General features: G+C 61.0%; 22 protein-coding genes and 2 pseudogenes. 9 read left to right on the top strand and 15 right to left on the bottom strand.

Annotated features, from left to right (window positions below; genetic code table 11):
* Nucleotides 1-79: 79 nt before the first annotated feature.
* Nucleotides 80-1,961 (top strand): annotated as a pseudogene (locus tag JFV26_RS09840) (TonB-dependent receptor domain-containing protein).
* Nucleotides 1,962-2,035: 74 nt separating this feature from the next.
* On the opposite strand, the gene JFV26_RS09835 reads toward JFV26_RS09840, so the two are convergent.
* The 12 genes from JFV26_RS09835 to nrdR all read right to left on the bottom strand — a co-directional run bounded on the left by JFV26_RS09835 (nt 2,036) and on the right by nrdR (nt 11,076).
* The gene (locus JFV26_RS09835) at nt 2,036-2,836 is read right to left on the bottom strand and encodes a cobalamin-binding protein (RefSeq protein WP_201191860.1); all 801 of its coding nucleotides are present in this window, start codon (nt 2,834-2,836) and stop codon (nt 2,036-2,038) included.
* The gene (locus JFV26_RS09830) at nt 2,836-3,255 is read right to left on the bottom strand and encodes an MFS transporter (RefSeq protein ID WP_201191858.1); all 420 of its coding nucleotides are present in this window, start codon (nt 3,253-3,255) and stop codon (nt 2,836-2,838) included. Before JFV26_RS09830 ends, JFV26_RS09835 begins: the two co-directional genes overlap by 1 nt.
* Nucleotides 3,252-3,869 (bottom strand): GTP cyclohydrolase II, encoded by a 618-nt coding sequence (gene ribA, locus JFV26_RS09825; protein ID WP_201191856.1) that lies wholly within the window; start codon nt 3,867-3,869, stop codon nt 3,252-3,254. The genes JFV26_RS09830 and ribA overlap by 4 nt, the downstream gene beginning before the upstream one ends.
* Nucleotides 3,870-4,182: 313 nt before the next feature.
* Complete coding sequence (locus JFV26_RS09820) at nt 4,183-4,917, bottom strand: substrate-binding periplasmic protein (protein WP_201191854.1); 735 nt, start codon at nt 4,915-4,917, stop codon at nt 4,183-4,185.
* Nucleotides 4,918-4,939: 22 nt separating this feature from the next.
* On the bottom strand, nt 4,940-5,443 hold the full coding sequence (locus JFV26_RS09815; protein ID WP_201191852.1) for a phosphatidylglycerophosphatase A: 504 nt from the start codon (nt 5,441-5,443) through the stop codon (nt 4,940-4,942).
* The gene (gene thiL / locus JFV26_RS09810) at nt 5,440-6,405 is read right to left on the bottom strand and encodes a thiamine-phosphate kinase (protein WP_201191850.1); all 966 of its coding nucleotides are present in this window, start codon (nt 6,403-6,405) and stop codon (nt 5,440-5,442) included. Before thiL ends, JFV26_RS09815 begins: the two co-directional genes overlap by 4 nt.
* Before the next feature lie 179 nt (nt 6,406-6,584).
* Nucleotides 6,585-7,085, bottom strand: a complete 501-nt coding sequence (gene nusB, locus JFV26_RS09805; protein WP_007944234.1) for a transcription antitermination factor NusB — start codon at nt 7,083-7,085, stop codon at nt 6,585-6,587.
* The gene (gene ribH, locus JFV26_RS09800) at nt 7,082-7,558 is read right to left on the bottom strand and encodes a 6,7-dimethyl-8-ribityllumazine synthase (RefSeq protein ID WP_003185938.1); all 477 of its coding nucleotides are present in this window, start codon (nt 7,556-7,558) and stop codon (nt 7,082-7,084) included. The genes nusB and ribH overlap by 4 nt, the downstream gene beginning before the upstream one ends.
* A 91-nt stretch (nt 7,559-7,649) precedes the next feature.
* Nucleotides 7,650-8,741, bottom strand: a complete 1,092-nt coding sequence (gene ribBA, locus JFV26_RS09795) for a bifunctional 3,4-dihydroxy-2-butanone-4-phosphate synthase/GTP cyclohydrolase II (protein ID WP_123509922.1) — start codon at nt 8,739-8,741, stop codon at nt 7,650-7,652.
* A gap of 31 nt (nt 8,742-8,772) precedes the next feature.
* A complete protein-coding gene (locus JFV26_RS09790; protein WP_201191848.1) occupies nt 8,773-9,435 on the bottom strand; it encodes a riboflavin synthase in 663 nt (220 codons plus the stop codon).
* Nucleotides 9,436-9,481: 46 nt separating this feature from the next.
* Nucleotides 9,482-10,615 carry a bifunctional diaminohydroxyphosphoribosylaminopyrimidine deaminase/5-amino-6-(5-phosphoribosylamino)uracil reductase RibD gene (gene ribD, locus JFV26_RS09785; protein WP_201191847.1) on the bottom strand — a complete coding sequence of 378 codons (1,134 nt, stop codon included), beginning with the start codon at nt 10,613-10,615 and terminating at the stop codon, nt 9,482-9,484.
* Nucleotides 10,612-11,076, bottom strand: a complete 465-nt coding sequence (gene nrdR / locus JFV26_RS09780; RefSeq protein ID WP_003228656.1) for a transcriptional regulator NrdR — start codon at nt 11,074-11,076, stop codon at nt 10,612-10,614. The genes ribD and nrdR overlap by 4 nt, the downstream gene beginning before the upstream one ends.
* 276 nt (nt 11,077-11,352) lie before the next feature.
* On the opposite strand from nrdR, the gene JFV26_RS09775 reads away from it, so the two are divergent.
* The 3 genes from JFV26_RS09775 to trxA all read left to right on the top strand — a co-directional run bounded on the left by JFV26_RS09775 (nt 11,353) and on the right by trxA (nt 13,529).
* Complete coding sequence (locus tag JFV26_RS09775; RefSeq protein WP_201191845.1) at nt 11,353-11,817, top strand: hypothetical protein; 465 nt, start codon at nt 11,353-11,355, stop codon at nt 11,815-11,817.
* The gene (locus tag JFV26_RS09770) at nt 11,814-12,470 is read left to right on the top strand and encodes a class I SAM-dependent methyltransferase (RefSeq protein ID WP_201191843.1); all 657 of its coding nucleotides are present in this window, start codon (nt 11,814-11,816) and stop codon (nt 12,468-12,470) included. Before JFV26_RS09775 ends, JFV26_RS09770 begins: the two co-directional genes overlap by 4 nt.
* 186 nt (nt 12,471-12,656) lie before the next feature.
* A complete protein-coding gene (trxA, locus tag JFV26_RS09765) occupies nt 12,657-13,529 on the top strand; it encodes a thioredoxin (protein ID WP_201191841.1) in 873 nt (290 codons plus the stop codon).
* A gap of 186 nt (nt 13,530-13,715) precedes the next feature.
* On the opposite strand, the gene JFV26_RS09760 is transcribed toward trxA, so the two are convergent.
* Nucleotides 13,716-14,066 (bottom strand): hypothetical protein, encoded by a 351-nt coding sequence (locus JFV26_RS09760; protein WP_201191839.1) that lies wholly within the window; start codon nt 14,064-14,066, stop codon nt 13,716-13,718.
* A gap of 135 nt (nt 14,067-14,201) precedes the next feature.
* Between JFV26_RS09760 and JFV26_RS09755 the strand changes: the two genes are divergently transcribed.
* From JFV26_RS09755 to JFV26_RS09735, 5 genes are all read left to right on the top strand, one after another.
* Nucleotides 14,202-14,792 (top strand): DUF2796 domain-containing protein, encoded by a 591-nt coding sequence (locus JFV26_RS09755; protein WP_201191837.1) that lies wholly within the window; start codon nt 14,202-14,204, stop codon nt 14,790-14,792.
* A 135-nt stretch (nt 14,793-14,927) separates the two neighbouring features.
* A complete protein-coding gene (locus tag JFV26_RS09750) occupies nt 14,928-15,638 on the top strand; it encodes an ABC transporter ATP-binding protein (protein ID WP_201191835.1) in 711 nt (236 codons plus the stop codon).
* 1 nt (nt 15,639) lies between these two features.
* Nucleotides 15,640-16,905: an ABC transporter permease gene (locus JFV26_RS09745; RefSeq protein ID WP_201191833.1), complete on the top strand. Its 1,266-nt coding sequence runs from the start codon at nt 15,640-15,642 to the stop codon at nt 16,903-16,905.
* Nucleotides 16,906-16,916: 11 nt separating this feature from the next.
* A complete protein-coding gene (locus tag JFV26_RS09740) occupies nt 16,917-17,435 on the top strand; it encodes a DUF3299 domain-containing protein (RefSeq protein ID WP_201191831.1) in 519 nt (172 codons plus the stop codon).
* A 221-nt stretch (nt 17,436-17,656) separates the two neighbouring features.
* Complete coding sequence (locus JFV26_RS09735; RefSeq protein ID WP_201191829.1) at nt 17,657-18,355, top strand: OmpW/AlkL family protein; 699 nt, start codon at nt 17,657-17,659, stop codon at nt 18,353-18,355.
* Nucleotides 18,356-18,514: 159 nt separating this feature from the next.
* Here the strand turns inward: JFV26_RS09735 and JFV26_RS09730 are convergent, their stop codons facing one another.
* Nucleotides 18,515-19,444, bottom strand: coding sequence for an NAD-dependent epimerase/dehydratase family protein (locus JFV26_RS09730; protein ID WP_201191826.1), 930 nt, complete (start codon nt 19,442-19,444; stop codon nt 18,515-18,517).
* A pseudogene (locus JFV26_RS09725) lies at nt 19,437-20,319 on the bottom strand (sugar nucleotide-binding protein). Before JFV26_RS09725 ends, JFV26_RS09730 begins: the two are co-directional and overlap by 8 nt.
* Nucleotides 20,320-20,421 lie beyond the last annotated feature (102 nt).

Below are 20,421 nucleotides of genomic sequence, written 5' to 3'. Positions count from 1 at the left end.
TCGCGAGCAAGCCCGCTCCCACATTGGTTTTGAGCAACCTTCAAATGTGTGTTCGCTGCAGATTGCCAATGGACTGCCAATGAAACTCTCCCGCCTCGCTTTAACGCTGACGCTCCTGCCAGCCGGCCAACTCCTGGCCGATACCTTCGAACGCGATCAAGCCCTGAAGCTCCCCGACGTGTTGATCAGCGCCAACCGCCAGGTCGAAGCACGCAACGACAGCAGCGCCGCCAACACGGTGTTCACCCGCGAAGACATCGACCGCCTGCAACCAGACAGCGTCACAGACCTGTTGCGTCGGGTGCCGGGTGTGCAGGTCGGGCAAACCGGCGGGCGCGGCAGCTCGCCGGGGATTTACATTCGCGGCACCAAATCCGCCCAGACGCTGGTGCTGGTGGATGGCCAGCGCATCGGCAGTTCCACGTCCGGCGACAGCAACCTGCAACACATCAACATCGAACAGGTCGAGCGTGTTGAAGTGCTGCGCGGCTCCCGTTCGGTGATTTATGGCAGCGATGCAATTGGCGGGGTGATCCAGATCTTCACCCGTCGTGGCGCCGAGCAGGGTCTGCAACCTCGCCTGCATATGGGGTTTGGCAGCAACCAGACGTGGGAGCGTAGCCTTGGGCTGTCCGGTGGCGATGAGAAAACCCGCTTCAATCTCGGCGCCAGCCTCGATGAAACTGCCGGGATCAATCGCACCCACGAGTCGTATCCCAGCGATGGCGATCACGACGAGTACCGCAATAAATCGGTGAGTTTGAGCCTGAGTCATGCACTGACCGACGACATCGAAATCGGCGCCAATCTGCTGGATAACACCGGGAAAAGCGAGTTCGACAACCCCTTCGGCCGCTTCGACACGACCACCTTCGAATCCGTCCAGCAGCAGCCCTACAGCGATTTCGACGTCAGCAGCGTCAGCAGTTACGTCGACGCGCAGGTCAATGACCGCTGGAAAACCCGCGTCGAGTTCGGCCACAGCGAAAACCGCGAGAAGACCCTCGACAAGCTCAGCGACGAACGCACGGTGTTCAACACTTACCGCGACTCGGTGAACTGGCAGAACGACCTGACGCTCAACGAGCGCAATAGCCTGATCCTCGGCGGCGACTGGTACGAAGACCGGATCAACAGCAGCACGCCGTTTAACGAGAACAGCCGCTGGAACCGCGCGGCGTTTATCCAGCATCGCTATCAGGCGGACAGTTTCTCCACGGAACTGGGCCTGCGCCGCGACCAGAACCAGCAGTTTGGCGGCCAAAACAGTTGGAGCGGCACGTTCACCCTGCCGTTGAACCCGGACAACGACGTGCTGCTGACCTACAGCGAAGGCTTGCGCGCACCGACCTTCAACGACCTGTATTACCCGGACTTCAGCAATCCGGACTTGAAGCCTGAAACCTCGAAAAGCTATGAGTTGCAGTGGCGCAGTCAGTTGGCCGAGACCAGCCGACTGGAAGCATCGCTGTACCGCACGGACCTGGAAGACGCGATTATCTTCGGCAGCAACAACCGCCCGCAGAATGTCGCCTCAGCACGCATCAACGGTTTCGAAGCGGCGCTGAAGCAGGAACTGTTCGGCTGGCAGAGCAACCTCGGTGTGTCGATCATCGACCCGCGGGATCGCGACAGCGGTCACACCCTGGCCCGTCGTGCCCGGCGGACGTTGAGCCTGGATCTGGATCGACAGTTTGATCGACTGGGCCTCGGCGCCAGTTGGCAGGCAGTCAGCGGCAGCTACGACGATGAGAACAATCAGCAGCCGTTGGGCGGCTATGCGTTGCTTGCTGCGAAGCAGCTGGGCGCTGAACCGGGAAGTGAGGCTGGAGCTGAAGGTGGATAACTTGCTGGACCAGGACTACAGCCGGGCGTTGTACAGCTACGACGGCAGTCAGTATGGGTATCACGAGGAAGGTCGGGCGTGGATGTTTGGGGTGACCTGGACGCCGGAACTCTGATTAAGATTCGCGGTGTTGGAGCCGGCCTCTTCGCGGGCAAGCCTCGCTCCTACGGGTTTAATGTGATCCCTGTATTAACGGTCAGGTGCGATCACTTGGCACAACTTGGCCGCCGCCTCGATCATCTGCCCACTCGGCCGCTCCAACCCTTTATCCGTCACCAACAACAATTGCCCGCGAGCCACCGCCGCCACCTGCGGCCAGGCCTTCCAGGCATCGAGCTGCGCCTGGTCACTGGCCAGGATCACCTCGGGATTGCGCTGTAACACCGCTTCCACGCTCACCTGCGGCGCTGGCAATGCCAGGTCGGCAAACACATTGCGCGCGCCGCACACTTCAAGAGCATCACTGATGATCTGCCCACCGCCAACGGTGTACAGCGGCCGATCCCAGACTTGATAGAACACCTGCAACGGCTTGTCCCGTTGATAGCGCTGGCGCAGGTTATCCAGTTTTTGCCGCAGGAGCGCCGCTAACTTCACGCCCCGCTCCGGCCGGCCGAGTTGTGTGGCGATAGATTCAATCTGCGCGGTGAGTTGTCCAAGGTTATGCGGTTCGGCGACGTAGGTAGGAATGTTCAACCGCTTGAGCTGTTCACGCTGGGCCGGGCCGACGCTGCCGGGCCAGAGCAATAACAGATCGGGTTTGAGGCTGAGCAATCGCTCCATGTCCAACTGACCGTAGCGGCCAACGGAAGGCATATCTTTGAGTTCAACAGGACGCTCGCCGGCATCCAGCACACCGACCAACAGGTCTGCCGAACCCAGTTCAACCACGATTTCAGACAGGGACGGCGCCAGGCTGACCACCCGCTCGACTGCAGCCGCCAAGCCACTGACAGCCAACAGCAAAACCGCCAGCCAATAGCGAAGCATCAGCCGAGTTGACGCGGGATACGGTAGAGGTAGAACAGCACCGTGGTCGACAGCGCCAGTAGCACCAGTGGCACCGCTTCGAGACCGACGAACACCGCCAGCGCACCGATCCAGGCGGGCAGGCCGGCCGCCAGGAACGCCGTGCGGCGCTTGGCCGCCAGGGCAATCCAGGCGGCGGGTTCTTCAGGGGTATCGAGAGCTTTCTGGGTGGCGATCAGTGCATGTTTGTAGCCACCGAAGAACTTCAGGCTGACAAACATCGAGGCCACACCGGCGATGAACAACGGCATCGCCAGCACTGGCAGGATCGCCTCGCTCTGGCCGAACACGCCGTTGAGCACGAACAGCGGCAACAAGGCCAGCGCCAGGTATTGCCACCAGTTGAAGGACAGTCGGCGCCGCACCTGGCCGCGGGTCACGCCCGATCTGCCTCGCCCTGATGCTCGTTGCCCATCATGTGGTCGAGCTTGCTGGCCTTGGTGGCCAGGTAGAGTTTGTTGTGCGGGTTGTGCCCGGTGTGCAGCGGCACACGCTCGGCGACCACGATACCCATGTCGGTCAAGGCTTTGACCTTGCGCGGGTTGTTGGTCATCAGACGCAGGGACTTCACGCCCAGGTGCTGAAGTATCGGCAGGCACATGGCGTAGTCACGCTGGTCGGCGGCAAAGCCCAGACGCTCGTTGGCTTCAACGGTGTCGGCGCCGCCATCCTGCAACTCGTAGGCACGGATTTTGTTCAGCAGGCCAATGCCACGACCTTCCTGACGCAAGTACAGCAACACGCCACGGCCTTCGCGGGCGATGGCCTGCAATGCCGCTTCAAGCTGAGAGCCGCAGTCGCAACGCTGGCTGAACAAGGCATCGCCAGTCAGGCATTCGGAGTGCAACCGGCCGAGTACCGGGGCACCGTCATCGAACTCACCCAGACTGAGCACCACGTGCTCTCGACCATTTTCTTCATCGAGAAAGCCGTGCATGGTGAATTGCGCAAAAGGCGTTGGCAGCTTGGATGCGGCGACAAAAACGACAGGCACCGGTGTGCTCCTGATCAATAAGTACTGGAGATTCGCAGAGGCGGCATTGTAACAGCAGGTTCTAACCGACGCTTAGGCTGAATTATGGGGCATAACGATCAAAAAGTTTGATCTAAGATGCCTTTCCCAGCCTGCGTAAGCTCTGCAGCAGTTGGCGAAGCCTGCGTTCGGCTCGTAGCAGCTGCCGAGCCTGCGAGGCTGCGCAGCAGTCGTGAAATCAGGCAACGCGATGTATCAGGAAGACCGCATGCTCAGGTTTTGCGACTGCTTCGCAGCCGAACGCAGGCTTCGCCAGCTGCTACAGGGTCTGCGTTCAGTCATGACTAAACGGATACGGCTGTTTCCACTTGGCGAAGACCGGTTTCAGCTGTCCGCTTTTCACCAGCAGTTCCATGCGTTGGTCAAACAACGCCATCAACGCGCGGGCCTTTGGGGTGTCGGCAAAACACAGGAACAGCGGCAACTCGGCAATGTGGGTACGGCGAAACTGCGACGGATCCTTGGCCCGGGTGACCATGTAATCGACTTCGGTCAGCGCATCGATGTAAAAGTCGGCGCGGTTGTGGGTCAGCATCGACAGGATTGCGGTACGCCGCACCACTTCGTTATAGCGGTGAATGTTCGGCAGGTAATCCTGATACCTGTAACCGCGAACCCAGGCCAGTCGATAGTTGCCCAGGGTGTCGAGAGTCGGCGCCGGATTGCTCGCCAGGCCCAAGGCATAGATGTGATCGGTGTCGAAGTTCCAGTGCGGATAGAGCAGTTCGCTGGTTTCATCCCGATAGGAGCCGACACAGGCATCCACTTCGCCCCGCTGGGCCAGGCCCACGGCGCGCGTGTAAGGTTCGGTGCGGATGTCCAGCTTGACGCCGGCCGGCTCGAAGATCGCCCGCAGCAGATCCCAGCCCAGGCCGTGACCGTCAGCGGCGGTGTAGTCTTCCCAGTCTTCGCTGGCCAGATGAATCACCGACGGCGCCGGCGCGGCATCCCCCGCCTGGGCGATAGAGCAAAACATCGCGAAAAACACCATCAACCAGCGTCGAGCCATCCCTAGTTCCCCGCTTCGCCATTCAGGCAAATAACCACACCAGGCCTTGCATCCCCAACCATGCAAAGACCCCGGCCAACACGTCATCGAGCATGATCCCGACGCCGCCATGCACGTTGCGGTCGATCCAGCGAATCGGCCACGGCTTGAGGATGTCGAAGAAGCGGAACATCAGGAACCCCGCCAGCAACCAGTACCAACCTTCCGGCACCAGCCACAGGGTGATCCACATCCCGACCATCTCGTCCCAGACGATGCCTTCGTGATCGTGTACCCGCAAATCGTCGGCCACCTTGCCGCACAGCCAGAAGCCGAACAGCATGGTGATGCCGAGCATCAGCCAGTAACCCCAGTCGGGCAACATCTGCCACAACGGGATAAAGGGTAGCGCAACTAACGACCCCCAGGTGCCCGGTGCCTTTGGCAAGGTGCCCGAGCCGAAGCCGAACGCCAGGAAATGCCACGGATTACGCCAGACCGAAGGCGGTACGAATTCCGCCGGGGTCTGCTTGGGATGATCTGTCACGGTGTCTCCCGAAAATGTTGGTAGCCCCGGGTTTGCGGGGTGATGTCTTGTCCATCGGCGTCCAGCAGCACAACGCCCTGCCCCGTCACGACCCGGCCAAGCACATGGATCGGCCAACCGTCGGCCAGCAGTCGGGGCAATTCGACGGGCGGCAAGGTGAAGGCCAGCACGTAATCATCGCCACCGCTCAGGGCCGCGTCTTCAGCGCCTGACTGACCGAGGAAGGCCACCAACGCCGTCGATACTGCCAGCTTACTCCGCTCAACCTGAATGCCGACCTTCGACGCGAGCGCAATATGCCCGCAGTCGGCGAGCAGGCCGTCGGAGATGTCCAGTGCGGAGGTGGCCTTGCCGCGCAACGCCTGACCGAGTGCCAGTTGTGGTTGCGGCGACCAGTAATGAGCCAGCAGCGGGGTGGCAATGGCCGCTTCTGCAGTTCGTTGACCCAGCACCAGCGGCAAGGCCCCGGCGGCATTGCCCAACTCACCGCCCACGCACAGCAAGTCGCCCGGCTGCGCGCCACTGCGGGTCAACGCCTGGCCGACCGGCACACGGCCAAACACGGTCATCGTCAGGCTCAACGGTCCACGAGTGGTGTCGCCACCCACCAGCGCCACGCCACAGCTCTGCGCCATAACGTTCAAACCACGGGCGTAGGTATCCAGCCAATCGGCGGTCACCGTCGGCAAGGTCAAGGCAAGGGTAAAGGCAATGGGGGTGGCGCCCATGGCGGCCAGGTCACTGACCGCTACAGCCAGCGAGCGCTGACCGAGCAAAAACGGGTCGCAAGGATCTGCGAAATGCACACCGGCAACGAGGGTGTCGGTGGAAATAGCCAACTGCTCCCCGCAAGGAACAGCCAGCAAGGCGCAGTCGTCGCCGATCCCAAGGGCAACGCCCTCGCCGCCCTGCGCGCAAGGCGCGGCGGCGAAGAAATTGCGGATCAGCTCAAACTCGCCCATTGGGTGTCCCGTCTCACCAATACTGTTCATTTTTTAGCGGCGTCTGGTGTCGCCATACTGCGTTGCCGCTCCTCGCCATAGCACGCTATGACTCGTCGCGGCGCCTTGTCTGGCAACACCATCCACTCGCTAAAAACGAACGTATCGGCGAGACAGGACACTTGCCTTTCAAGCGCCGATCAGCGCTTGAACGCCTTCACTTCAGCTTCACGCAGTCGCGGGGCCAGCTTGTCGAGTACGCCGTTGACAAACTTGTGGCCATCGGTGGAACCGAAGACTTTCGCCAGCTCGATACCTTCGTTGATCACGACGCGGTAAGGCACGTCGACACGCTTGATCAGCTCCCAGGTGGACAGACGCAGAACGGCCAGTTCAACCGGGTCCAGCTCTTCGATCGTGATGTCCAGGCACGGGGCCAGGGCTGTATCGATCTCGGTGCGGTGCGCCGGAACGCCGTGCAGGATGTCGTGGAAGTAAGCGGCATCGACATCGCTGAAGTCGTTATCGACCCGGAACTGCGCTTCGATCTCGTTCAGCGATTGCTTGGCCATGTGCCATTGGTACAGCGCTTGAGTCGCGAGCTGACGGGCTTCGCGACGCTTGACGCTTTTCGATGGCTTGCCGGCATCCGCAGGCTTTGGATCGCGCGGGTTGAAACGATCACTTTCGTCGCTAATCACTTGGCCTCCAACTGCGCCAGCAGGCTGACCATTTCCAGGGCGGACAGGGCAGCTTCAGCACCTTTGTTACCGGCCTTGGTGCCGGAACGTTCAATGGCTTGCTCGATGGAATCAACGGTCAGGACGCCGAAAGCGACCGGTACGCCGAACTCCATGGACACCTGGGCCAGGCCCTTGGTGCATTCGCCCGCCACGTATTCGAAGTGCGGAGTACCGCCACGAATGACCGCGCCCAGGGCGATGATTGCCGCGTATTCGCCCTTCTGAGCGACTTTCTGCGCAACCAGCGGGATTTCGAAGGCGCCAGGCGCACGGATGATGGTGATGTCGCTTTCGCTCACGCCATGGCGAACCAGGGCATCAACTGCACCGCTAACCAGGCTTTCAACGACGAAGCTGTTGAAGCGGCCCACTACCAAAGCGTAGCGGCCTTTAGGGGCGATGAAGGTACCTTCGATGGTCTTCAGGGTCATTCGTTAGATCTCTTAAAGAGCCGGGACGCGTTTTCTACGCGTCCCTCAGTGATGTGTTAACCGCGAATCAAGGACTGGAAACAACCGGTCATTATTCGGAGGGCACGTATTCTACAACTTCCAGATCGAAACCGGATATCGCATTAAATTTCATTGGCGCACTCATCAGGCGCATTTTGCGCACGCCCAGGTCCCGAAGGATCTGCGAACCGGCACCGACGATGCTGTAGGTGGTCGGTTTTTTCGCCGGGACGTGTTCCGCGGTTTCGCGGATGTGTGCCAGCAACACGTCGCCATCGAGCGGGTGACCGAGCAACAGCACCACGCCGCTGCCAGCCTCGGCGACCGCAGCCATGGCGGCGCGCAGGCTCCAGCGGCCCGGTTGCTTGACCATCAGCAGGTCGCGCAACGGGTCCATGTTGTGCACCCGAACCAGGGTCGGTTCTTCCGCACACACGGTGCCCAGGGTCAGGGCCATGTGCACATCGCCTTCCACGGAATCACGATAGGTCACCAGGTTGAATTGGCCCAACTCGCTGTCCAGGGGCTGCTCGGCAATCCGCTGAACGGTACGTTCGTGGATCATCCGGTAGTGAATCAGGTCGGCGATGGTGCCGATCTTGATGTTGTGTTCGGCGGCGAAGGTTTCCAGCTCGGCGCGACGGGACATGGTGCCGTCGTCGTTCATCACTTCGCAGATCACGCCGCTCGGCTCGAAACCGGCCATGCGCGCCAGGTCGCAGGCGGCTTCGGTATGGCCGGCGCGAGCGAGGGTGCCGCCCGGCTGAGCCATCAACGGGAAGATGTGGCCCGGGCTGACGATATCTTCAGCCTTGGCATCCTTGGCGGCAGCGGCCTGCACCGTGCGGGCGCGGTCGGCGGCGGAGATGCCGGTGGTCACGCCCGTCGTGGCTTCGATCGACACGGTGAACTTGGTGCCAAAACCGGAACCGTTGCGCGGGGCCATCAACGGCAGCTTCAGCAGTTCGCAGCGCTCGCGGCTCATCGGCATGCAGATCAGGCCACGGGCGTGCTTGGCCATGAAGTTGATGTGTTCAGGCTTGCAGCACTCGGCGGCCATGATCAGGTCGCCTTCGTTCTCGCGGTCTTCGTCATCCATGAGGATGACCATCTTGCCTTGGCGGATGTCTTCAACCAGTTCTTCGATGCTATTGAGCGCCACAAGGCACCCCCCTTCTTTCGAAATTTGAGCTTCAGGATTTGAGGTAGCCGTTTTGGGCCAGAAAGCTTTCGGTGATGTTACTGGAGCTTGGCTCTGCGGCCTTATCGCCCAACAACAGGCGCTCCAGATAACGTGCCAGCAAGTCCACTTCCAGATTCACCCGGCGACCTGGCTGGTAAGACGCCATGATGGTTTCGCTCAGGGTGTGGGGAATGATCGTCAGCAAGAACTCGGCGCCATCGACTGCGTTCACGGTCAGGCTGGTGCCGTCGACGGTGATCGAGCCTTTATGGGCGATGTACTTGGCGAGGTCTTTCGGCGCGCGGATACGGAATTCCACTGCGCGAGCATTTTCTGTACGGGCAACCACTTCGCCCACGCCATCGACGTGACCGCTGACCAGGTGCCCGCCCAGACGCGTGGTCGGGGTCAGGGCTTTTTCCAGGTTGACCGGGCTGCCGCTTTTCAAGTCATTCATGGCGGTGCAGTCGAGGGTTTCGCGGCTGACGTCTGCCGCAAAGCCGTTGCCTGGCAGTTCAACCGCGGTCAGGCATACGCCGTTGACCGCGATGCTATCGCCCAGTTTGACGTCGCTCAGGTCGAGCTTGCCGGTTTCTACGTAAACCCGCACATCTCCGCCTTTTGGGGTCAATGCACGAATACTGCCGATGGATTCGATGATGCCGGTAAACATGGAGTCCTCCTCGAGAACAAGGCTGTCGCGTGGCGCAAGCCGGGAATTATACGCTCGCTGCTGGCACAGGTATGGCGATGACTCGCCAGTCATCGCCAACCGCGCGAATTTCGATGATTTTGAGCTCGGGCGCATCCTTCATTTGCGCGAGCGGCCAGTCCAGCAACGGGCGCGCGGACGAGCCTAAAAACTTGCCGGCGATAAAGATCTGGAATTCATCCACCAGACCTTGCTGGGCAAACGCCCCGGCCAGACGCGGGCCGGCTTCTACCAGCACCTCGTTAACCCCACGATGGGCGAGCTCGACCAGCAGTTTGCGCAGGTCGACCAAGCCATCGTCGCCCGCCACGATCAGGCATTCCGGGCCGTTGGCGTATTGCTCTTCGATCGCCATGCAGGTCGCGACCAACGCCGGGCCAGCCTTGAAGAACGGCGCATCCAGCGGCACGCGCAAGCGGCCGTCGATCAACACGCGCAGCGGCGGACGGCTCATGGCCAATGCGGTTTGCTCGGCGTCCAGACCCAGTTCAGCGGCACGAACGGTCAAACGGGCGTTGTCTGCCAACACCGTGTCGGCGCCAGTCAGCACCACACTGGCCTGGGCACGCAGGCGTTGCACCGCCGAACGGGCCGCCGGGCCGGTGATCCATTGGCTTTCGCCGTTTTCCATCGCCGTGCGACCGTCCAGGCTCATGGCCAACTTGACCCGCACGAACGGCAAGCCGTGTTCCATGCGTTTGAGGAAGCCTTCGTTGAGCTTGCGCGCTTCGCCTTCCAGCACACCGCTTTCGCTAGCAATACCGGCCTGGGCCAGACGCGCCATGCCGCGACCGGCGACCGACGGGTTCGGGTCCTGCATCGCTGCGACCACACGGGCGACACCGGCATTCACCAATGCATCGGCGCAGGGCGGCGTGTGGCCATGGTGACTGCACGGTTCGAGGGTTACGTAAACGGTGGCGCCGCGAGCCAATTCACCAGCAGCGCGCAAGGCGTGAACTTCGGCGTGAGGTTCGCCGGTGCGCACATGCCAGCCTTCGCCGACAATCTGCCCGTCCCGCACGATTACGCAGCCCACCCGAGGGTTGGGGTGGGTCGTGAAGTGACCTTTGCGCGCCAGCTCCAGCGCGCGGGCCATGTAATGGGCGTCGAGGATCGCTTGTTCTGGGGAGGTGGTCATTCTTTCACCGGCTCACGGGCCAGGCGATCGATCTCTTCGCGGAACTCATTGAGGTCCTGGAAGCGCCGATACACGGAGGCGAAACGAATATAGGCGACTTCGTCGAGCTTTTGCAGCTCGGCCATCACCAGTTCACCGACCACGAGGGATTTGACCTCACGTTCGCCGGTGGCACGCAGCTTGTGTTTGATGTGCACCAGCGACGATTCAAGGCGTTCGACACTCACCGGACGCTTCTCCAGCGCCCGCTGCATGCCGGCGCGGAGTTTTTCTTCGTCGAACGGCTGACGGCTGCCGTCGGTTTTGATCAGGCGCGGCAACACCAGTTCGGCGGTCTCGAACGTCGTGAAACGTTCGCCGCAGGCCAGGCATTCACGCCGGCGGCGCACCTGTTCGCCCTCGGCGACCAGACGCGAGTCGATGACCTTGGTGTCGTTGGCACCGCAGAAGGGACAGTGCATGGTGGCAGGCAACAAAAAAGGGAGGGCCATGGTAGCGCATCCCGGTGGCAAGACAAGCCATAGGGTTTGCGGTATACAGACGAGCTAGTGTCCTGTTTCGCAAATAATGTTCCTTTTTGACGAGTGGCTGTTGTCGTCAGGCAAGGCGCCGTGACGAGTCATAGCCCGCTATGGCGAGGAGCGGCAACGCAGCATGACGGCAACAGACGCCGTCAAAAAGGAACAGTATTTGTGAAACAGGACACCTTTATGGATTTCATGTTGCTGGAGCCAAAAATGTCGCTACGACCGCTCGTCCTGCTCAGTGTTTTAAGCCTGCTGGTGGCCTGCGGCAGCGATGCGCCCAAGCCCCAGCCGCCGACGCCAGGCCCCGCACCGCAACAGGCGCAGAAAAAAGCCAAGGAGTCGGCTGACCTCGGCCCACTGCCCGCTTTTCAGCGAGAACTGAGCGGCACCCTGCAAGGCGTACCGGCCGGTGCCGAAGTTGAGCTGGCGCTGCTGGTGATCGACGACAAATCCCGTCCGCAACAGTTGCTGGCCAGCTCCAGCCTGATCGGCACCAACCAAGTGCTGCCGTTTCGCCTGCGCTTCAACCCTGAATCCTTCCCGGTAGGCGCTCGTGTTGAACTGCGTGGCCGTGCCACCCAGTCCGGTCAATTGATATTGCACCTGCCGTCACAAACCATTACCCAGCCGACGACCCAGGCCTTGGGTCAGCTGCAATTTGTCAAAGCACCATGATTGCACCGCTCGACCTGCAACAGGCATTGGGTGAATTGCTCGGTGACGCACAGCTGGTTGCTTGTGAATTGCCGGACACTGACTTGAAGCTTTGGCTGATCGACGGCGACAACATGGATCGCGCCTTCAGCCCGGAAGAAACCCGGCGGATTTTGCACGAACCGCCGTACTGGAGTTTCTGCTGGGCCAGCGGCTTGGCGGTGGCGCGTTACCTCGCTGAGTTTCCTCTGTGGGTCAAAGGCAAACGAGTCCTGGATTTCGGCGCCGGTTCCGGCGTGGCGGGGATTGCCGCCGTGAAGGCCGGGGCGCTGGAAGTGGTGGCCTGTGACCTGGACCCGCTGGCGATTGCCGCGTGTCGGGCGAATGCTGAACTCAATGATGTGGAGCTCAACTACTCGGCGGACTTCTTTGCCGAAGCGGACCGGTTTGATCTGATTCTCGTCGCCGACGTGCTGTATGACCGGGCGAATCTGCCGCTACTCGATGAGTTTTTGAGTCGTGGCCAAGAAGCGTTGGTCGCGGATTCGCGGGTGAGGGATTTTCGTCATCCGTTGTATCGGCGCATTGAGGTGCTGGAAGCGATGACCTTGCCGGATCTGGCCGAGCCCGAAGAGTTTCGGCAGGTGAGCCTTTACCATGCGCGGCGTGATTGAAGCCGCTAAAAGATCGCAGCCTTCGGCTGCTCCTACATCGACCGCGTTCTAACCTCATTGGAGGCGGTGCGTTTCGCATCCTCGCGCCGTCGGCGTGCGAACCCGGTCGTGTAGGAGCTGCCGAAGGCTGCGATCTTTTGCGCCAGCCCTTATAGTGAGCCTATTCACGCTTCCAAGAGGTCCCCCATGAGTCAGGAAACGCCGTACATCTTCGACGCCACGACTGCTGATTTCGACCAGTCGGTGATCGAAAACTCTTTTCACAAACCGGTGCTGGTGGATTTCTGGGCCGAATGGTGTGCGCCGTGCAAGGCGTTGATGCCGATGCTGCAAACCATCGCCGAGAGTTATCAGGGCGAGTTGCTGCTGGCCAAGGTCAATTGCGATGTCGAGCCGGACATCGTCTCGCGCTTCGGCATTCGCAGCCTGCCGACCGTGGTGCTGTTCAAGGACGGTCAACCGGTGGACGGTTTTGCCGGTGCACAACCGGAGTCCGCCGTCCGTGCGATGCTTGAACCGCACGTGCAGATGCCACCGCCAGCCGCTGCCGATCCGTTCGAGCAGGCTCAGGCGTTGTTCGACGAAGGTCGTTTCGCCGACGCCGAAGCCATCCTCAAGGCGCTGCTGGGCGAAGACAACACCAACGCGAAAGCGCTGATCCTTTATGCGCGTTGCCTCACCGAGCGCGGTGAGTTGGGTGAAGCGCAAACCGTGCTCGACGCGGTCAAGACCGATGAGCACAAAGCTGCCCTGGCCGGCGCCAAGGCGCAGATCCAGTTTCTGGGTCAGGCCAAGGATTTGCCGGATACCGCCGATTTGAAAGCGCGCCTGGCGAAAAACCCGCAGGACGATGAAGCCGTTTATCAACTGGCGATTCAGCAACTGGCGCGTCAGCAATACGAACCGGCGCTGGATTCGTTGTTGAAGCTGTTCATCCGCAACCGCAGCTATAGCGAAGGTTTGCCGCACAAGACCTTGCTGCAGGTGTTCGAATTGCTGGGTAATGATCACCCGCTGGTGACCACGTACCGTCGCAAGTTGTTTGCGGCGCTTTATTGAAGATCAAAAGATCGCAGCGTGCCGCAGCTCCTACAGGGGGCTGCGTTGTATTGACCGGATCGCGCCTTGTAAACCCGATTCCGTAGGAGCTGCGGCACGCTGCGATCTTTTGATCTTGTTTTTGCGGTACTGAAACACCGGAAGATCAAAAGATCGTCCGAACGCGGCCCGAGCCTTCGGCAGCGCCTACGCTGGCTCGCGCCAGCTGTAAAGCGGCGTATCCCCGCCGCTCAGCACTTTCACATCCGCACAGTGGCGCAAGCGCACCAGCAAGCGCTTGCCCGAGGCTGCGCTGCCGGTCAGTCCTTCCAGTTGCTCCAGCAAGTCCGGCCCGCTCAATTGCCCGGCCTTGCGCAGCAGGTCCTTGGCAATCTGCCACAGCGCCTCATCCTGGTTCAGCGGTTTGGCCGCCGCAGCGCTGACCTCATCGGTTTTGCTGACCTGCAACTGCGCGCCGAACCGTGCCCAGTCACTGTCGTCCATCTCCAGGGTCAAATCCACCGGCCAGTCGCCGATACTTCCGCGTATTCGCAACATAGGTCTGCTCCTGCACATTTCTGACCTGCATGCTCCCATGGGTCTTGTGCAACGCCAAGCGGACGGTCAAACTCTCCGCAGTTTCGTTATAAGATTACATAACAAACTCTTCACTTTACTTTCCGGAGACCCGCCATGCGTCGTCTGCTGCTCGCTCTGCCGTTTGCCCTGTTGCCGCTGGCCGTTGCCCATGCTGCCAATGAACCTGAACACGGCAGCCTCGGCGCCCATGAACATGGCGTCGGTCGCTTGAACGCGGCGCTGGACGGCCAGACCCTGGAGCTGGAACTGGAAAGCCCGGCGATGAACCTGGTGGGCTTCGAACACGCCGCCACCACTGACGCCGACAAAGCCAAAGTCGCTGCCGCCCGTGCACGCCTGGAAAACCCGCTGGTGCTGTTCAACCTGCCAAAAGCCGCAGGCTGCAAGGTCGCGACCCAGGAACTGGAAAGCCCGCTGTTCGGTGACAAGCCGGACGCCGACGATCATGACGACGATGACCATGCCGAAGCGGACAAGGACGGTCACGAGCATCACCACGACCACAGCGAAATCCACGCCCACTACCAATTCAGTTGCTCGGCACCTGGCGCGCTGAAGACCCTGGACCTGGCGACGATCTTCAATACCTTCCCGGCGACCCAGAAAATTCAGGTACAACTGATCGGCCCGAGCGGCCAGCAAGGTGTTGAAGTGACGGCGAAGGCTGCCGCCCTCAACTTCTGACCCCCCCGATCCCGTAGGAGCTGACGAGTGCAACGAGGCTGCGATCTTTTGACGTTAATGATCAAGCTCAAAAGATCGCAGCCTCGTTGCACTCGGCAGCTCCTACAGGTCATCGACACTCATGAAATCGGTTAAATGACCCAAGCACTCATCGAACTGTCCGACCTGGGCTTCAGCTGGCCCGGTCACCCGCCACTGCTGGATATCCCGGCCTTTCGCCTGGAAGCAGGGGAAACCCTGTTCCTCAAGGGCCCCAGCGGCAGTGGCAAGACCACCCTGCTCGGCCTGCTCGGCGGTGTACAGAAGCCCGATCGTGGCAGCATCCGTTTGCTCGGCCAGGAACTGACCGCGCTCGGTGCCGGCGCCCGTGACCGTTTCCGCGTCGATCACACCGGCTACATCTTCCAGCAGTTCAACTTGCTGCCGTTCCTCTCGGTGCGCGAGAACGTCGAGTTGCCCTGCCACTTCTCCAAGCTGCGCGCCGAACGGGCGAAACAGCGCCACGGCAGCGTCGATCAAGCGGCGGCCACCCTCCTCGCTCACTTGGGCTTGAAGGATGAAAGCATCCTCAGCCGCCGCGCCGACTCGCTGTCCATCGGCCAGCAACAACGGGTCGCCGCCGCACGCGCGCTGATCGGCCAGCCGGAACTGGTGATCGCCGACGAACCGACCTCGGCCCTGGATTACGACGCTCGCGAGAACTTCATTCGCCTGTTGTTCGCCGAATGCCGCGAAGCGGGGTCGAGCCTGTTGTTCGTCAGCCATGACCAGAGCCTCGCGCCACTGTTCGATCGCAACCTGTCGCTGGCCGAGCTCAATCGCGCCGCCACCCCGTTCGAGGTCTGAGATGTATTTGTTTCGTCTAGCCCTGGCCAGCCTGGCTAACCGCCGCTTCACCGCGATTCTCACCGCGTTCGCCATTGCCCTGTCGGTCTGCCTGCTGCTGGCCGTGGAACGTGTACGCACCGAAGCCAAGGCCAGTTTCGCCAGCACCATCAGCGGCACCGACCTGATCGTCGGCGCCCGCTCCGGCTCGGTCAACCTGCTGCTGTACTCGGTGTTTCGCATCGGCAACGCCACCAACAACATTCGTTGGGACAGTTTCGAACACTTCGCCAACAACCCGAAAGTGAAGTGGGCGATCCCGATGTCCCTCGGTGATTCCCATCGCGGTTATCGGGTGATGGGCACCACCGAGGCGTACTTCGAGCATTACCAGTATGGCCATCAACAACACCTGGAACTGGCCGACGGCCGCGCCTTCGCCACCGACCCGTTTGAAGTGGTGCTCGGCGCCGAAGTGGCGGATGCGTTGCACTACAAACTCGGCGACAAACTGGTGCTGGCCCACGGCGTGGCGGTGATCAGCCTGGTCAAGCACGACGACAAACCGTTTACCGTGGTCGGCATTCTCAAACGCACCGGCACCCCGGTGGACCGCACGTTGCACATCAGCCTCGGCGGGATGGAAGCCATCCACATCGATTGGCACAACGGCGTGCCCGCCCAAGGCAAAGGCCGGATCAGTGCCGACCAGGCGCGTAACATGGACCTGACGCCGCAAGCGATCACCGCGTTCATGCTCGGTCTCAACAGCAAGATTTCGACCTTCGCGGTCCAGCGTGAAATCAACGAATTCCTTGGCGAACCGATGCTGGCGATCCTGCCGGGCGTGGCGTTGCAGGAGCTGTGGAGTTTGATGAGCACCGCGGAAAAAGCCCTGTTCGTGGTCTCGTTGTTTGTGGTGCTGACCGGGTTGATCGGCATGCTCACGGCGATTCTCACCAGCCTCAATGAACGGCGGCGCGAGATGGCGATCCTGCGTTCGGTGGGTGCACGGCCATGGCACATCGCAACGCTGTTGGTACTGGAAGCGTTTGCCCTGGCGTTGTCGGGCGTGATTGCCGGCGTGGCGTTGCTGTATGTATGCATCGCCGCGGCGCAAGGTTATGTGCAGGCCAATTACGGCTTGTACTTGCCTCTGTCGTGGCCGAGTGAATATGAATGGACGCTGCTCGGTGGCATCCTGATCGCCGCGTTGCTGATGGGCAGCGTGCCGGCCTGGCGTGCGTATCGCCAATCGTTGGCCGATGGCCTGTCGATCCGTTTATGAGGACGTTAAAGATGCCCCGCGCTCTGCTCGCGCTGTTGATGCTGGTCGCCCTGCCCCTGTGGGCGGCCGAGCCCAAGGATTTGACCTGGCAGGAAATGATCCCGCCGGACGCCCCGGCCGAAGTGCCGAACATGACGCCGTTGCATGACTTGTCGCAGATGGGCAGCACGTTGGCTGCCGAGTCGGCCCCGGCGGCCAAGCAGGACCTGCCCAATGCGCCGGTGGTGAAAAGCCTCGACGGCAAGAACATTCGCCTGCCAGGTTACATCGTGCCGCTGGAAGTAAGTGAGGAAGGTCGTACCACGGAGTTCTTGCTGGTGCCGTATTTCGGCGCCTGCATCCACGTGCCGCCACCGCCGTCGAACCAGATTGTGCATGTGAAAAGCGAAGTGGGTGTGAAGCTTGATGAGCTGTATCAGCCGTACTGGATCGAGGGATCCTTGCAGGTTAAGGCGTCCAGCAGCGAATTGGCGGATGCCGGGTATCAGATGAATGCCGAGAAGATTTATGTGTATGAGCTGCCGGAGTGAATCCGGTAGTTCTATGTTGTTTGATCGATAGTTATCGCGAGCAGGCTCGCTCCCACAGGGATCACCCGAATCCTGTGGGAGCGAGCCTGCTCGCGATGAGGCCCTCAAAGGTTCCACAAAAAAACCGACCATCACTGTTTCATTGAGCTGAATCAAAAGACCGTATCAGATGGCTCTTTACCATTGGACATCGAATATTTTCAACGTCCTTTGGAGCCCCCATGAACAAGTCCTTGCTCAGCGCCTCGCTGTTTGCCCTCGCGCTAACAGCCCCGCTCGCCCACGCCTTCGACGCTGGCGACATCATCGTTCGCGCCGGTGCAATCACCGTCAACCCGAAAGCCAGCAGCTCCAGCGTCAAGGTCGATCAAGGCCCATTGGCCGGCACCAACCTGGGTGGCAAGGCCACCATGGACAGCGACACGCAGTTGGGCCTGAACTTCGCGTACATGGTCACCAACAACATCGGTATCGAGCTGCTCGCCGCCTCGCCGTTCGAGCATGACGTGAACCTCAAAGGCACTGGCCTCGGCGCGGCCAACGGCAAACTCGGCACCCTCAAGCACCTGCCGCCGACCCTGAGCGTGGTTTATTACCCGCTCGACAACAAGTCTGCCTTCCAGCCGTATGTGGGCGCGGGTATCAACTACACCTGGATCTACGACGAGAAGCTCAGCAACGAAGCGCAAGCCAACGGTTTCAGCAACTTCAAGGCAAAAAACTCCTGGGGCATGGCGTTCCAGGTCGGTGCTGACTACATGATCACCGACAACATCATGCTCAACGCCCAGATGCGTTACATCGACATCAACACCCGTGCGACCGTGGAAAACGACGCCGTGGCGCCGGGCACTCGAGCCAAGGTCAATGTGGATGTGGACCCGTTCGTGTACATGGTCGGGCTCGGCTACAAATTCTAAGCCCCCTTCGCGAGCAGGCTCGCTCCCACATTTGATCTGTGCATCAACACACATCCCCTGTGGGAGCGAGCCTGCTCGCGAAGACGTCCGACCGGACAACAAAAATCCAGAATAAAAAAAGGCGCCTCGACAGGCGCCTTTTTCATGACTGCGAAAAACTCAGCGACCCAGCAACCGCGCGAGGCCAACAGTCATCGGGGTTTGCTCTGGATAGGTAAACCGCTCCAGCAAACGCCGATTGTTCGCTCGCGAGTGACGGATGTCACCGGACCGCGCCGGGCCGTAACTCACTGGCGGCAACTCGCCCACCACTTGGCCCAAGGCTTCAAGCATCTGCTTGAGGGTCGTGGCCTGATTCCAGCCGACATTCACCGCGCCGACTTCGACCTGTGGTTTCTCGATCGCCTGCACCAGCAAATCGACCAGGTCTTCAACGTAGACAAAATCCCGCGTTTGCTCGCCATCACCGAACACGGTGATCGGCAGGCCTTTCTGCGCGCGCTCGCTGAAAATGCTGATCACCCCGGAATACGGCGAGGACGGGTCCTGGCGCGGGCCGAAGATGTTGAAGAAGCGGAACACCACCGGTTCCAGACCATGCTGGCGGCGGTAGAAATCGAAGTAGTACTCGCCAGCCAGTTTGTCCGAGGCGTATGGCGTCAGCGGCGCTTTGGCGGTGTCTTCGTCAATCGACTCGCCTTCGCCGTTGTTGCCGTAAACCGCCGCACTGGAGGCGAACAATACCCGAATGACGCCGGCCTGACGCATGGCCTCGCAGACATTCAGGGTGCCGATGAAATTGCTTTGGTGAGTCTTCACCGGATCGTCCACCGACGCCTGCACCGAGGCCACGGCGGCCAGGTGCGCGACAGCGCTGCAACCGATCATCGAGCGAGCGACCAGTGCCGCATCGGCAACGTCGCCAACAATCAGTTCGACCTTGGGATTGTCCAGCGGCAGGTTGCTGCGCTTGCCGGTGGACAGGTCATCGAGAATTCGCACCGAATGGCCTTGGGCGAGCAAGGCGTCGGTGAGGTGCGATCCAATGAAACCGGCGCCGCCGGTGATTAAAACAGGGCCGTCAGCCATGGCGATAAAACCTATCCAGTAAGCCCGGAGCGCCGCGCGCCAGGCGCGGGGCTTGATCCCGAAGGTGTGCAGAATTTTCTTGCAGGCCAGCACCGCGTGTTGCGGTTCTTCGCCAGCGTCAGGTCGCGCGGCATGCGCCTGGGCAGTCGGCGCTTCGATGGCCAGTTCATGCAGGTTGCGTGCTTCGGTGATGATCGCCTGCCCCAATGCCAGCGGCGTGGTCGCCTCATGTCCGGCGTAATGGTAGGTGCCCCACAGCGGCGCCGCGCAATCGAGTTGCTTGAGCACCGAAATGATCACCCGGGCCGCATCGTCCACCGGCGTCGGATTGCCCCGACGGTCATCGGCCATCAGCAGCTCTTGCGGCGTCTCGGCCCGAGCGAGGAAACGCCCGAGCGTGCCATCGGCGCTGTCATCGAGCAGCCAGCCGAAACGCAACAACACGTGTTGCGGGCATGTGGCGCGCACGCTTTGTTCGATCCGCCACAACGCTTGACCGCGCAGGCCCAAAGGCACCGGCTCGTCTTTTTCGCTGTAGGCGGTAGCACGCGAGCCGTCGAACACCCGATAGCTCGAAGGTTGCAGCAGCACGATGTTGTGGTGCTGGCACAGTTCGGCCAGACGCTCGACCGCACGCTCCTGCCCGGCCAGACGCTGTTCACTGACCGTCTCCGCCTGGAACCAGTCAAAGTAATAGGCGAGGTTGATCAACGCGTCCGGGCGGGTGTCGTCGAGCAGTTGCGTCAGGCTCGCGGCATCCCAGCCGTCTTGTGGTGGGCGGGGGCGAGGAAACCGATGTCTTCCTCCGCACCGAGGCGAATCAGCGCCTGCCCAAGGGCATTTCCGCCGCCCAGTAACATAAGGCGCATTCGCATAGAGTCAGCAGGCCCAGTCTGATTGGAACGATGGCTGTATCGACAGCGCCGGCAGGCGATGTCGTCGATAATTGCCCGAATCGTTGCATTTTGCGGGTTTAG

Source organism: Pseudomonas sp. TH31, from assembly GCF_016650815.1.
In the GTDB taxonomy this organism is placed as follows: domain Bacteria; phylum Pseudomonadota; class Gammaproteobacteria; order Pseudomonadales; family Pseudomonadaceae; genus Aquipseudomonas.
Note: the sequence above shows the minus strand (reverse complement) of the source record. Positions and strands in the feature narration are given on the sequence as shown.

Coding starts and splice junctions, on each gene's coding strand:
- JFV26_RS09835 (WP_201191860.1), bottom strand. CDS start 2,836: ATGCTTCGCTATTGGCTGGCGGTTTTGCTGTTGGCTGTCAGTGGCTTG.
- JFV26_RS09820 (WP_201191854.1), bottom strand. CDS start 4,917: ATGGCTCGACGCTGGTTGATGGTGTTTTTCGCGATGTTTTGCTCTATC.
- thiL (WP_201191850.1), bottom strand. CDS start 6,405: ATGGGCGAGTTTGAGCTGATCCGCAATTTCTTCGCCGCCGCGCCTTGC.
- ribH (WP_003185938.1), bottom strand. CDS start 7,558: ATGACCCTGAAGACCATCGAAGGTACCTTCATCGCCCCTAAAGGCCGC.
- JFV26_RS09790 (WP_201191848.1), bottom strand. CDS start 9,435: ATGTTTACCGGCATCATCGAATCCATCGGCAGTATTCGTGCATTGACC.
- ribD (WP_201191847.1), bottom strand. CDS start 10,615: ATGACCACCTCCCCAGAACAAGCGATCCTCGACGCCCATTACATGGCC.
- nrdR (WP_003228656.1), bottom strand. CDS start 11,076: ATGCACTGTCCCTTCTGCGGTGCCAACGACACCAAGGTCATCGACTCG.
- JFV26_RS09775 (WP_201191845.1), top strand. CDS start 11,353: ATGTCGCTACGACCGCTCGTCCTGCTCAGTGTTTTAAGCCTGCTGGTG.
- JFV26_RS09770 (WP_201191843.1), top strand. CDS start 11,814: ATGATTGCACCGCTCGACCTGCAACAGGCATTGGGTGAATTGCTCGGT.
- trxA (WP_201191841.1), top strand. CDS start 12,657: ATGAGTCAGGAAACGCCGTACATCTTCGACGCCACGACTGCTGATTTC.
- JFV26_RS09760 (WP_201191839.1), bottom strand. CDS start 14,066: ATGTTGCGAATACGCGGAAGTATCGGCGACTGGCCGGTGGATTTGACC.
- JFV26_RS09755 (WP_201191837.1), top strand. CDS start 14,202: ATGCGTCGTCTGCTGCTCGCTCTGCCGTTTGCCCTGTTGCCGCTGGCC.
- JFV26_RS09750 (WP_201191835.1), top strand. CDS start 14,928: ATGACCCAAGCACTCATCGAACTGTCCGACCTGGGCTTCAGCTGGCCC.
- JFV26_RS09745 (WP_201191833.1), top strand. CDS start 15,640: ATGTATTTGTTTCGTCTAGCCCTGGCCAGCCTGGCTAACCGCCGCTTC.
- JFV26_RS09740 (WP_201191831.1), top strand. CDS start 16,917: ATGCCCCGCGCTCTGCTCGCGCTGTTGATGCTGGTCGCCCTGCCCCTG.
- JFV26_RS09735 (WP_201191829.1), top strand. CDS start 17,657: ATGAACAAGTCCTTGCTCAGCGCCTCGCTGTTTGCCCTCGCGCTAACA.
- JFV26_RS09730 (WP_201191826.1), bottom strand. CDS start 19,444: ATGGCTGACGGCCCTGTTTTAATCACCGGCGGCGCCGGTTTCATTGGA.